General features: G+C 68.2%; 12 protein-coding genes. All 12 read left to right on the top strand.

Annotation, left to right across the window (positions count from 1 at the left end):
- Window positions 1–142: 142 nt before the first annotated feature.
- The 12 genes from AB0B61_RS21320 to nuoK all read left to right on the top strand — a co-directional run bounded on the left by AB0B61_RS21320 (window position 143) and on the right by nuoK (window position 11710).
- Window positions 143–1396: a geranylgeranyl reductase family protein gene (locus AB0B61_RS21320; protein WP_358434276.1), complete on the top strand. Its 1254-nt coding sequence runs from the start codon at window positions 143–145 to the stop codon at window positions 1394–1396.
- A 67-nt stretch (window positions 1397–1463) separates the two neighbouring features.
- Window positions 1464–1859, top strand: coding sequence for an NADH-quinone oxidoreductase subunit A (locus AB0B61_RS21325; RefSeq protein ID WP_358434279.1), 396 nt, complete (start codon window positions 1464–1466; stop codon window positions 1857–1859).
- A 2-nt stretch (window positions 1860–1861) separates the two neighbouring features.
- Complete coding sequence (locus AB0B61_RS21330) at window positions 1862–2413, top strand: NADH-quinone oxidoreductase subunit B (protein ID WP_219529166.1); 552 nt, start codon at window positions 1862–1864, stop codon at window positions 2411–2413.
- Window positions 2410–3105, top strand: a complete 696-nt coding sequence (locus AB0B61_RS21335; protein WP_358434282.1) for an NADH-quinone oxidoreductase subunit C — start codon at window positions 2410–2412, stop codon at window positions 3103–3105. Before AB0B61_RS21330 ends, AB0B61_RS21335 begins: the two co-directional genes overlap by 4 nt.
- 43 nt (window positions 3106–3148) lie before the next feature.
- Window positions 3149–4474 carry an NADH-quinone oxidoreductase subunit D gene (locus AB0B61_RS21340; protein WP_358434284.1) on the top strand — a complete coding sequence of 442 codons (1326 nt, stop codon included), beginning with the start codon at window positions 3149–3151 and terminating at the stop codon, window positions 4472–4474.
- A complete protein-coding gene (gene nuoE, locus AB0B61_RS21345) occupies window positions 4471–5127 on the top strand; it encodes an NADH-quinone oxidoreductase subunit NuoE (RefSeq protein WP_225298918.1) in 657 nt (218 codons plus the stop codon). The genes AB0B61_RS21340 and nuoE overlap by 4 nt, the downstream gene beginning before the upstream one ends.
- Window positions 5124–6413 carry an NADH-quinone oxidoreductase subunit NuoF gene (gene nuoF / locus AB0B61_RS21350; protein ID WP_219529170.1) on the top strand — a complete coding sequence of 430 codons (1290 nt, stop codon included), beginning with the start codon at window positions 5124–5126 and terminating at the stop codon, window positions 6411–6413. Before nuoE ends, nuoF begins: the two co-directional genes overlap by 4 nt.
- The gene (locus AB0B61_RS21355; RefSeq protein WP_358434287.1) at window positions 6410–8797 is read left to right on the top strand and encodes an NADH-quinone oxidoreductase subunit G; all 2388 of its coding nucleotides are present in this window, start codon (window positions 6410–6412) and stop codon (window positions 8795–8797) included. Before nuoF ends, AB0B61_RS21355 begins: the two co-directional genes overlap by 4 nt.
- Window positions 8794–10149, top strand: a complete 1356-nt coding sequence (gene nuoH, locus AB0B61_RS21360; protein ID WP_358434290.1) for an NADH-quinone oxidoreductase subunit NuoH — start codon at window positions 8794–8796, stop codon at window positions 10147–10149. Before AB0B61_RS21355 ends, nuoH begins: the two co-directional genes overlap by 4 nt.
- Entirely contained in the window at window positions 10136–10651 is a 516-nt protein-coding gene (gene nuoI / locus AB0B61_RS21365; RefSeq protein ID WP_357654965.1) for an NADH-quinone oxidoreductase subunit NuoI, read from the top strand. The genes nuoH and nuoI overlap by 14 nt, the downstream gene beginning before the upstream one ends.
- Entirely contained in the window at window positions 10644–11417 is a 774-nt protein-coding gene (locus AB0B61_RS21370; RefSeq protein ID WP_358434292.1) for an NADH-quinone oxidoreductase subunit J, read from the top strand. The genes nuoI and AB0B61_RS21370 overlap by 8 nt, the downstream gene beginning before the upstream one ends.
- The gene (gene nuoK / locus AB0B61_RS21375; RefSeq protein WP_214640635.1) at window positions 11414–11710 is read left to right on the top strand and encodes an NADH-quinone oxidoreductase subunit NuoK; all 297 of its coding nucleotides are present in this window, start codon (window positions 11414–11416) and stop codon (window positions 11708–11710) included. Before AB0B61_RS21370 ends, nuoK begins: the two co-directional genes overlap by 4 nt.
- The last annotated feature ends 51 nt before the right edge of the window (window positions 11711–11761 follow it).

Below are 11761 nucleotides of genomic sequence, written 5' to 3' on the forward strand. Positions count from 1 at the left end.
TGCGAAGACCGGCCCCCGACTGCCACTTTGTCCAAGAAAAGGGTTAGACTGCGGGCCGACAAGTTTGTGAAGGGGTTCACAAAGGAACGAAGGCGCCACACCCCGAGGCCTTCGAGCGTGTAGGACAGGACGGGACAGTCCAGTGACCGAGCCAGCAGCCACACAGGCTGACGCCGATGTCATCGTTGTCGGCGCCGGTCCCGCCGGTTCCGCGACCGCCTTTTACCTCGCTCGCGCCGGCCTCGACGTGCTGCTCCTGGAGAAGACCAGGTTCCCGCGTGAGAAGGTCTGCGGCGACGGGCTGACCCCCAGAGCGGTCAAGCAGCTGCTCAACATGGGCGTCGACATCGACGCGCCCGGCTGGATCAGGAACAAGGGCCTGCGGGTCGTGGGCGGCGGGCACCGCTTCGAGCTCGACTGGCCGCAGCTGGAGCGCTTCCCCGACTTCGGCCTCGTACGCACCCGCAAGGACTTCGACCAGATCGTCGCCGCCAACGCCGTCAAGGCCGGAGCGCGGCTGATGGAGGGCGTGAACGTCACCGGGCCCGTCCTCGATGACCGCAGCGGGCACGTGGTCGGAGTGACGACCAAGGACGGTGTCACCTACCGCAGCCGCCTGGTGGTGGCCGCCGACGGCAACAGCACCCGGCTGGCCCTGGGCATGGGGCTCCACAAGCGCGAGGACCGCCCGATGGGTGTGGCCGTACGCACCTACTTCGAGAGCCCGCGCCACGACGACGACTACCTGGAGACCTGGCTGGAGCTGTGGGACGACAACACGCTGCTGCCCGGCTACGGCTGGGTGTTCGGCGTGGGCGACGGCACCGCGAACGTCGGACTGGGCCTGCTCAACACCAGCGACCAGTTCAAGAACATCGACTACCGCGACCTGCTCAAGCGCTGGTGCAAGGCGATGCCGGCCGAGTGGGGCTTCACCGAGGAGAACATGCGGGGCCCGATCCGCGGCGCCGCGCTCCCGATGGCCTTCAACCGCCAGCCGCACTACACCCGCGGCCTCGTCCTCGTCGGTGATTCCGGCGGCGCGATCAACCCGTTCAACGGCGAGGGCATCGCCTACGCCATGGAGACCGGCGAGATCGCCGCCGAGACCATCGTCAAGGCGCTGCGCCAGACCACCCCCGCGCAACAGGAGCGGATCCTGCGCACCTATCCTCAGGTGTTGAAGGACGCCTACGGCGGATATTTCACGCTTGGCAGGTTGTTCGTCCAGGCGATCGGCAAGCCAGGGGTGATGAGCTTCGGAACACGGCATGGGCTGCCACACCCGAGGCTGATGCGCTTCGCGCTCAAACTCCTTGGTAATCTCACCGACCGGCGAGGGGATGCGTCGGACAAGATCATCAATGCACTCTCGAAGGTCGCGCCACCAGCATGAACCTCAGACTCACCCATAGATCAGGCTGCGCGCCCGCGCGCGTGGCGACTCCAGAGGAGGCGTAGCGATGGACCTTTACGTGCCCATCCTGGTGCTCGCCGTTCTCGCGGGGGGCTTCGCGATCTTCTCGGTCGCCATCGCTCCCTTCACCGGTCCCAAGCGCTGGAACCGCGCCAAGCTTGACGCCTACGAATGCGGCATCGAGCCGACGCCCCAGCCGGTCGGTGGCGGACGGTTCCCGCTGAAATACATGATCACCGCGATGCTCTTCATCGTGTTCGACATCGAGATCATTTTCCTTTACCCCTGGGCAGTCTCCTTCGCGCCGCTGAAGAACGACGCGGGCAGCGTGCTCTCCTCGGGCCTCGGGGTGTTCGCGCTTGTCGAGATGTTGCTGTTCATCGCCACCGTGCTCGTCGCCTACGCGTACGTGTGGCGCCGCAAGGGTCTGGACTGGGACTAGAAATGGGACTTGAAGAGAAACTCCCCAGCGGGTTCATCCTCAGCACGGTCGAACAGGCCGCCGGCTGGGCGCGCAAGAACTCCGTATGGCCGGCCACATTCGGCCTCGCCTGTTGCGCCATCGAGCTGATGGCCACCGGCGGCCCCCACTACGACCTGGCGCGCTTCGGCATGGAGCGCGCTTCGGCGTCTCCCCGGCAGGCCGACCTGATGATCGTCGCCGGCCGCGTGTCGCAGAAGATGGCTCCCGTCCTGCGGCAGATCTACGACCAGATGGCCGAGCCCAAGTGGGTCATCTCGATGGGCGTGTGCGCCTCCAGCGGCGGCATGTTCAACAACTACGCCATCGTGCAGGGCGTGGACCACATCGTCCCGGTCGACATCTACCTGCCCGGCTGCCCGCCGCGGCCGGAGATGCTGATCGACGCGATCGTGAAGCTGCACGACAAGATCCAGAACATGAAGTTCGGCGCCCACCGCGCCAAGCAGATCGACGAGCTCGAGCTGCAGGCGCTGCGTACGCTGCCGCTGATCGACCAGGGGGCCGCGAAGTGACCTCGCCCGACAACCTCCCCGAGGTCCCCTCCGCCGAGGTCCCCGAGGTTCCGGCGGTCGCCGAGCCGCCCGTCGCCCGGCACGGCATGTTCGGCACGACCGACTCGGGTGACACCTCCGGCTACGGCGGCCTCGTCGTACGGCGGGCACCCCAGCTGTCCACGTCCCGCCCCTACGGCGGCTACTTCGACGAGCTGGTCGACACGCTGGCCCTCGACGACGCCATCGAGCGCGTGGTCGTGGACCGGGGCGAGCTCACCCTGCACGTCAAGCGGGAGCGGCTCGTCGAGGTGTGCCAGAAGCTCCGCGACGACCCGGCCCTGCGCTTCGAGCTCTCGCTCGGCGTCTCCGGGGTGCACTACCCGCACCTGAAGGGTGAGGAGCTGCACGCGGTCATCCACCTGTGCTCGATCACCCACAATCGGCGCGTCCGCGTCGAGGCGAGCGCGCCCGACGAGGACCCGCACATCCCCTCGACCGTCGGCGTCTTCCCGGGCCACGACTGGCACGAGCGCGAGACGTACGACTTCTTCGGGATCGTCTTCGACGGCCACCCCGGGCTGACCCGCATCATGATGCCGGACGACTGGGAAGGTCACCCGCAGCGCAAGGACTACCCGCTCGGCGGCATCCCGGTCGAATACCGCGGCGCCACGATCCCCGCGCCCGACCAGAGGAGGTCGTACGCGTGAGCTATATCGAGCTGAGCGTTGACGTACGAAGTGAGGTTCACTCGTGAGCACCGGATATGACGAGGCGACCGAGGGCAAGGTCTACTCGGTCACCGGCGCGGACTGGGACGAGGTCGTCAGCGGCGTCCGTGAGTCCGACGACGAGCGGCTGGTCATCAACATGGGCCCGCAGCACCCGTCCACGCACGGCGTGCTGAGGCTGGTCCTGACCCTCGACGGTGAGACGGTCACCGAGGCGCGCGGCGTCATCGGCTACCTGCACACCGGCATCGAGAAGAACCTCGAATACCGCACGTGGACGCAGGGCACCACGTTCGTCACGCGCATGGACTACCTCTCGCCGATCTTCAACGAGACCGCCTACTGCCTGGGCGTCGAGAAGCTGCTCGGCATCGAGGACCGGATCCCGGACCGGGCCCAGGCCATCCGCGTGATGATGATGGAGCTCAACCGGATCTCCTCGCACCTGGTGGCGATGGGCACGTTCGGCATGGAGCTCGGCGCGACCACGCCGTTCCTGTTCGGCTACCGCGACCGCGAGCTGATCATGGACCTGTTCGAGTACATCACCGGGCTGCGCATGAACCACGCCTACGTCCGCCCCGGCGGCGTCAGTGTGGACCTGCCCGCGGGTGCGGTCGACAAGATCGGCGAGTTCCTCAAGATCATGCCACAGCGGATCAAGGACATCCGCAAGCTGCTCGACGAGAACCCCGTCTACCTGCGCCGCACCAAGGACGTGGGCTACCTCGACCTGACCGGCTGCATGGCCCTGGGCATCACCGGGCCCATCCTCCGCTCGGCCGGGCTGCCGTGGGACCTGCGCAAGTCGCAGCCCTACTGCGGCTACGAGACCTACGACTTCGAGGTGGCGACCGAGCGCGGCTGCGACGTGTTCTCCCGCTACCTGGTCCGGATGCGGGAGATGGAGGAGTCGCTCAAGATCGTTGAGCAGGCTCTCGACCGCATCGCCGGGCCGCTCAAGGGCGACCCCGTGATGATCGAGGACAAGAAGATCGGCTGGCCCGCGCAGCTCGCGCTGGGCCCCGACGGCTTCGGCAACTCGCCCGACCACATCGCGCACATCATGGGCAGCTCCATGGAGGCCCTCATTCACCACTTCAAGCTGGTGACCGAGGGATTCCGGGTGCCGGCCGGTCAGGCGTACGCCTCGATCGAGTCGCCCAAGGGTGAGCTCGGCGCGCACGTGGTGAGCGACGGCGGCACCCGCCCCTACCGCGTCCACTTCCGCGAGCCGTCCTTCTGCAACCTGCAGGGCTTCCCCGCCATGGCGGAGGGCGGCCAGGTCGCGGACGTGATCGCCGCGGTGGCATCTATCGACCCCGTCATGGGAGGTGTGGACCGGTGACTTACTCACCGGAAGTCCGAGAGCGTCTCGAACGAGACGCCAAGGAGATCATCGGACGCTATCCGAAGACGCGGTCGGCGCTGCTGCCGCTGCTCCACCTCGTGCAGTCCGAAGACGGTCACGTCTCCGACGACGGGCAGGAGTTCTGCGCGGAGATGCTGGGCCTCAGCAAGGCCGAGGTCGTCGGCGTGGCGACGTTCTACACCATGTACAAGCGCAAGCCGGCCGGTGACTACCACGTCGGCGTCTGCATCAACGCGCTCTGCGCCGTCATGGGCGGCGACCAGATCTGGGAAGAGCTGTCGGAGCACGCCGGCATCGGCCACGAGGAGACCACCGCCGACGGCAAGGTCTCGCTCGAGCGCCTCGAGTGCAACGCGGCCTGCGACTTCGCCCCGGTCATGATGGTCAACTGGGAGTTCTTCGACAACCAGACGCCGGAGTCGGCCAAGCAGCTCGTCGACGACCTGCGCGACGGCAAGGACGTCCGGCCGACCAGGGGGCCGAAGAAGCTCTGCACCTTCAAGGAGGCCTCGCGGGTGCTCGCGGGCCTGCCCGACGACCTGGCGGGCGACGGCCCGTCGGCGGCGGGCCCCTCGCTGGAGGGCCTCAAGGTCGCCAAGGCCAACGGATGGAAGGCCCCAGAGGCATGAGCACGACTCTCACCCCGGTCCTGACCGCGAACTGGGACCAGGCCAACTCCTTCACCCTCGCCGGTTACGGCGAGTATGAGGCGGCCAAGAAGGCGCTGGGGATGGACCCCGACGCGGTCATCCAGGCCGTCAAGGACTCGGGTCTGCGCGGCCGCGGCGGCGCGGGCTTCCCGACCGGCATGAAGTGGGGCTTCATCCCCCAGGGCGACGGCAAGCCGCACTATCTCGTCGTCAACGCCGACGAGTCGGAGCCGGGCACCTGCAAGGACATCCCGCTGATGATGGCCAACCCGCACTCGCTGGTCGAGGGCGTCATCATCACCGCCTACGCGATCCGGGCCAACCACGCCTTCATCTACGTGCGGGGCGAGGTGCTGCACGTCATCCGGCGGCTGCACGCGGCCGTGCGTGAGGCGTACGAGAAGGGCTATCTCGGCACCGACATCCTCGGCTCCGGCTACGACCTCGAACTCGTCGTGCACAGCGGCGCCGGGGCGTACATCTGTGGCGAGGAGACGGCGCTGCTCGACTCGCTCGAAGGCTTCAGAGGTCAACCGCGGCTCAAGCCCCCGTTCCCGGCCGTGGCGGGCCTGTATGCCTCGCCTACTGTTGTGAACAACGTGGAGTCTGTGGCCAGTGTTCCCTCAATTGTGACCAACGGTGCCGACTGGTTCGCCGGGATGGGCACCGAGAAGTCCAAGGGCTTCGGCATCTTCTCGCTGAGCGGCCATGTCACCCGGCCCGGCCAGTACGAGGCGCCGCTCGGCATCACGCTGCGCGAGCTGCTCGACATGGCGGGCGGGATCCGCGAGGGCCACGAGATCAAGTTCTGGACCCCCGGCGGCTCGTCCACGCCGATCTTCACCGACGAGCACCTGGACGTGCCGCTCGACTTCGAGTCGGTCGGCGCCAAGGGCTCCATGCTCGGCACCCGCGCGCTGCAGATCTTCGACGAGACGACCTGCGTGGTCCGTACGGTGCTGCGCTGGACGGAGTTCTACGCCCACGAGTCGTGCGGCAAGTGCACGCCGTGCCGCGAGGGCACCTACTGGCTCAAGCAGGTGCTCAAGCGCCTGGAGAAGGGCCAGGGCACCGAGGAGGACCTGTCCACGATCACCGACATCGCGGACAACATCCTGGGCCGCTCGTTCTGCGCGCTCGGTGACGGCGCGACGAGCCCGATCCACTCCTCGGTGAAGTACTTCCGCGACGAGTACCTCAAGCACTTCGAGGTCGGCGGCTGCCCGTTCGACGCGAAGAAGTCCACTCTCTGGGGTGACCAGTGACAACAACCGCCGTAGAGACCAACCTGGTGACCCTCAGCATCGACGGGTTCCAGGTCAGCGTCCCGAAGGGCACCCTGATCATCAGGGCGGCAGAGCTGCTGGGCATCCAGATCCCGCGCTTCTGCGACCACCCGCTGCTCGACCCGGCGGCCAACTGCCGCCAGTGCCTGGTCGACATCCCCGACGCCGGCAACGGCCGCGGCTTCCCCAAGCCGCAGCCGTCGTGCGCGATCGAGGTCGCCGAGGGCATGGTGGTGCAGACCCAGCTCACCTCGCCGGTCGCCGAGAAGGCGCAGCGCGGGGCGATGGAGCTGCTGCTCATGAACCACCCGCTGGACTGCCCGGTCTGCGACAAGGGCGGCGAGTGCCCCCTGCAGAACCAGGCGATGTCCAACGGCCAGGGTGAGTCCAGGTTCCAGGAGCAGAAGCGGACCTTCCCCAAGCCGCTGCCGCTGTCCTCGCAGGTCCTGCTCGACCGTGAGCGCTGTGTCCAGTGCGCCCGGTGCATCCGCTTCTCCGACCAGATCGCCGGCGACCCGTTCATCGACTTCTTCGAGCGCGGGGCCAAGGAGCAGGTGGGTGTCGCCGACGGCAAGCCGTTCGACTCCTACTTCTCCGGCAACACGGTGCAGATCTGCCCGGTCGGCGCGCTGACCGGCGCCGCCTACCGGTTCCGGGCCAGGCCGTTCGACCTGGTCTCCACGCCGAGCGCGTGCGAGCACTGCGCCTCCGGCTGCAGCCTGCGCACCGACCACCGGCGCGGCCGGGTCACCCGCCGCCTGGCGGGCAACGACCCGCAGGTCAACGAGGAGTGGAACTGCGACAAGGGCCGCTGGGCGTTCTCCTACGCCACGCAGCCCGATCGGCTCAAGACGCCGCTGGTACGCAACGAGGACGGCGTGCTCGAACCCGCCTCGTGGCCCGAGGCGCTCAGCGTCGCGGCCCGCGGCCTGGCCGCCGCGCGCGGCAGGGCCGGGGTGCTGGTGGGCGGCCGGGTCACGGTCGAGGACGCCTACGCCTACGCCAAGTTCACCCGGCTCGCCCTCGGCAGCAACGACATCGATTTCCGCGCCAGGCCGCACTCCGCCGAGGAGGCGCAGTTCCTGGCCCACGCCGTGGCCGGCAGGGGCATCGAGGTTTCCTACAGTGACCTCGAGAGCGCCCCTGCCGTGCTGCTCGTCGGATTCGAGCCCGAGGACGAGTCGCCGATCGTCTTCCTGCGCCTGCGCAAGGCGTGGCTGAAGAGGAAGCTCAAGGTCACGGCGATCGCCCCGTTCGCCACCAACGGCCTGGCCAAGATGGGCGGCACGCTCATCCGCACCGCGCCGGGCGCCGAGGCCGACGCGATCGGCGAACTGGTCGGCTCGCTGGCCGAGGGCACGATCGTGCTGGCCGGTGAGCGGCTCGCCACGGTTCCGGGTGCCCTGTCCGCCCTCGTACGCCTCAGCGCCGCGTCGGGCGCCAAGCTCGCCTGGGTCCCGCGCAGGGCCGGCGAGCGGGGCGCGGTCGAGGCGGGCGCGCTGCCGAACCTGCTGCCCATCGGCCGCCCGGTCGGCGATGAGGTCGCCAGGGCCGAGGTCGCCAGGGCGTGGAACGTCGGCTCGCTGCCCGACGCGCCGGGCCGCGACACCACGGGCATGCTCCTCGCGGCACTGGAGGGCAAGCTCGACGCGCTGGTCGTGGCCGGTGTCGACCCCTACGACCTGGCCGATCCGGCCGCGGCGCTGGCCGCGCTGGAGAACACCCCGTTCATCGTCAGCCTGGAGATCCGCGCCAGCGCGGTCACCGACCGGGCCGACGTGGTCCTGCCGGTCGCCGCCGTGCAGGAGAAGGGCGGCACGTTCGTCAACTGGGAAGGCAGGGGCCGCTCGTTCGGCGCCCCGCTCAGGGTGCCCGGCCTGCAGAGCGACCTGGCCGTGATCAGCAACCTGGCCGACCGGATGGACGTCCACCTGGGCCTGCCCGACGCCGCGGCCGCGCGCCGCGAGCTGAGCGCGATGGGCTCCTGGCGCGGCACCCGCGTCGCCGCACCCAGCACCGCCACCCGCTCGCAGCTCGCGCCGCGGACCGGCGAGGCGCTGCTGGCCAGCTGGCACCTGCTGCTCGACGACGGCCGCCTGCAGGACGGCGAGCCGTACCTCGCGGGCACCGCCCGGCCGGCCGAAGCGCTGATCTCGGAGGCCACGGCGGCGGAGATCGGCGTCGTCGACGGCGACAAGCTGGTCCTCGGCGGTCAAGGACCCAACGCGGTCACGTTGCCGGTGCGCGTCGCCGACCTGCCGGACCGGGTGGTCTGGGTGCCGGCGAACTCCGGCGGCTGCTCGGTCACGCGCGATCTCGGCGCGGCGGCCGGCGACATCGTCACGATCGGGAGCGCCTCATGATCCCTGTTCTCCTGACTGATCCGACGCTTGCCGACTTCGGCAAGGATCCGCTCTGGATCACCATCATCAAGGCAGTGATGCTGTTCGCCTTCCTGATGCTCTGCATCCTGTTCGGCGTCTGGTTCGAACGGAAGCTGATCTCCAGGATGCAGAACCGCTTCGGCCCCAACCGGGCGGGCAAGTTCGGCCTGCTCCAGTCGGTGGCCGACGGCATCAAGATGGGCCTGAAGGAAGACCTCTTCCCGCGGACCGTCGACAAGCTGCTCTACCTGATGGCCCCGGTCATCATGGTGATCCCGGCCTTCCTGGCCTTCTCGATCACCCCGTTCGGGCCGATGGTCAACCTGTTCGGCGTGCGGACGCCGCTGCAGCTGGTCGACCTGCCGGTGGCCGTGCTGTTCATGCTGGCCATGGGCGCCATCTCGGTCTACGGCGTGGTGCTGGCCGGCTGGTCGTCGCGCTCGCCGTACGCGCTGCTGGGCGGGCTCCGGTCGGCGGCGCAGGTGGTCTCGTACGAGATCGCGATGGGTCTGTCGTTCGTCGGCGTGTTCCTGTTCGCGGGGACGCTGTCGACGTCGGAGATCGTCAAGTCGCAGGCGTCCGGCGGCGAGCTGTGGGGCATGTCGATGCCCTCCTGGTACGTCGTCCTGCTGCTGCCGTCGTTCCTGATCTACGTGTTCTGCGCCTTCGGTGAGGCCGCGCGTATCCCGTTCGACCTGCCCGAGGGCGAGGGCGAGCTGGTCGGCGGCTTCCAGACCGAGTACTCCTCGTCGCTGAAGTTCGCGCTGATCATGATGGGCGAATACCTGCACACCTTCGTCGCATCGGCGATGGCCATCACGCTGTTCCTCGGCGGATGGCGGGCACCGTTCCCGATCACGTGGTTCTGGGCCGGGGCGAACGAGGGCTGGTGGCCGCTGCTGTGGTTCTTCGTCAAGTTCGTGCTGGTCTTCTGCTTCGTGGTGTGGGTGCGGGCCTCGCTGCCGCGCGTCCGCTACGACCAGCTCATGTCGCTGGGGTGGAAGGTTCTCATCCCGATCAACCTGGCGTGGATCATGCTGGTCGCCACGATCCGGACCGTCATGTACGTCAAGAACGGCGAAGCCGGCTTCCAGGGCGACCTGGCACCCGTCTTGGTGGTCGCGGCGATCGTCATCATCGGCGCGCTCGGCATCTGGGCCCGGTTCGACACCGTGAACCAGCGCCGCAAGGAAGCGAAAAAGGCGGAGGTCGAGGCGGAGTTCGAGGAGCTGTCCAACGAGCCAACGGCCGGTGGCTTCCCTGTGCCGCCGCTCGACCTGCCGCACTACCACGGGGTGCAGCACAAGGAGATTCCCAGTGGGACTAACTGATTGGCTGAACCCCGTCAAGGGCTTCGGGGTCACCTTCCACACGATGTTCAAGAAGCCCGTCACGGTGAACTACCCGGAGGAGAAGAGGCCCACGGCGCCTCGCTTCCACGGGCGGCACCAGCTCAACCGCTGGCCTGACGGGCTGGAGAAGTGCGTCGGCTGCGAGCTGTGCGCCTGGGCGTGCCCGGCCGACGCCATCTACGTGGAGGGTGCCGACAACACCGACGCGGAGCGCTTCTCGCCGGGTGAGCGTTACGGCCGTACGTACCAGATCAACTATCTGCGGTGCATTCTCTGCGGTCTGTGCATCGAGGCGTGCCCGACCCGGGCCCTCACGATGACCAACGAGTACGAGCTGGCCGACACCAACCGCGAGAGCCTCATCTTCACCAAGGAGATGCTCCTCGCGCCCCTGACCCAGGGGATGGAGCAGCCTCCGCACCCCATGCGGCTCGGGGACACCGAAGAGGACTACTACCGGCTGGGACGGACCAATGGGTGAGACCATTACCTTCTGGGTGCTCGCCGTCGTCTCCGTCGGCGCGGCACTCGGCATGGTGTTCAACCGGAAGGCCGTCTACTCGGCGCTGATGCTCGGCACCGTGATGCTCTGCCTGGCGGTCCTCTACGCCGTGCAGGACGCGCCCTTCCTGGCCGCGGTGCAGATCATCGTCTACACCGGCGCCGTCATGATGCTCTTCCTGTTCGTGCTCATGCTGGTCGGCGTCGACTCCTCCGACTCGCTGGTGGAGACGCTGCGGGGCCAGCGCTTCTGGGCCGCGATCGCCGCCGTCGGCTTCGCCGCGCTGGTCATCCTGGCCATCGGCAACGCCGTCTTCGCCAAGGAGACGGGGCTGGTCTCGGCCATCGGGCAGGCCGGTTACATCCGCTCGCTGGCGCTGCTGCTCTTCACGAAGTACGTCTTCGCCTTCGAGATCACCTCGGCGCTGCTGATCACCGCCGCGCTCGGCGCGATGGTGCTGGCACACCGCGAGCGGCTGACCGTACGGCCTTCGCAGAAGGACCTGGCCCGCGCCCGGTTCCTCGGCGATCGCCCGTCGCCGCTGCCCGGACCCGGCACCTACGCCAGGAGCAACGCCATCGACATGCCGGCGCTGCTGCCCGACGGCTCGGTCGCGGAGAGCTCGGTCAACCGCTACATCGCGCGGTTCGACGTCGAGCAGGATCATCTGCCCGCGGACCCGAAGCTCGCCGAGGCCATCAAGCACAGGGCCGCCGTCGAGTCGGCTGAGGAGGAGTCCAAGTGACCACTCATTACCTCGTCCTGTCGGGCCTGCTGTTCGCCATCGGCGCGATGGGCGTGCTGATCCGGCGCAACGCGATCGTGGTGTTCATGTGCGTCGAGCTCATGCTCAACGCCTGCAACCTCGCGTTCGTCGCCTTCGCCAGGCAGAACGGCAACCTCGAAGGCCAGATCATCGCGTTCTTCGTGATGGTGGTGGCCGCGGCCGAGGTCGTGGTCGGCCTGGCCATCATCGTGACGATCTTCCGAACCCGCAGGTCAGCGTCGGTGGACGACGCCAACCTGCTGAAGTACTAGAGGTGACTGGTGGAATCTCCTGTTGAGATCGTCCAGCACACCGCCGGCGGC

The sequence above is a fragment of the Nonomuraea sp. NPDC049158 genome, assembly GCF_040648335.1.
GTDB lineage: Bacteria > Actinomycetota > Actinomycetes > Streptosporangiales > Streptosporangiaceae > Nonomuraea.

Coding starts and splice junctions, on each gene's coding strand:
- AB0B61_RS21325 (WP_358434279.1), top strand. CDS start 1,464: ATGGACCTTTACGTGCCCATCCTGGTGCTCGCCGTTCTCGCGGGGGGC.
- AB0B61_RS21330 (WP_219529166.1), top strand. CDS start 1,862: ATGGGACTTGAAGAGAAACTCCCCAGCGGGTTCATCCTCAGCACGGTC.
- AB0B61_RS21370 (WP_358434292.1), top strand. CDS start 10,644: ATGGGTGAGACCATTACCTTCTGGGTGCTCGCCGTCGTCTCCGTCGGC.
- nuoF (WP_219529170.1), top strand. CDS start 5,124: ATGAGCACGACTCTCACCCCGGTCCTGACCGCGAACTGGGACCAGGCC.
- nuoH (WP_358434290.1), top strand. CDS start 8,794: ATGATCCCTGTTCTCCTGACTGATCCGACGCTTGCCGACTTCGGCAAG.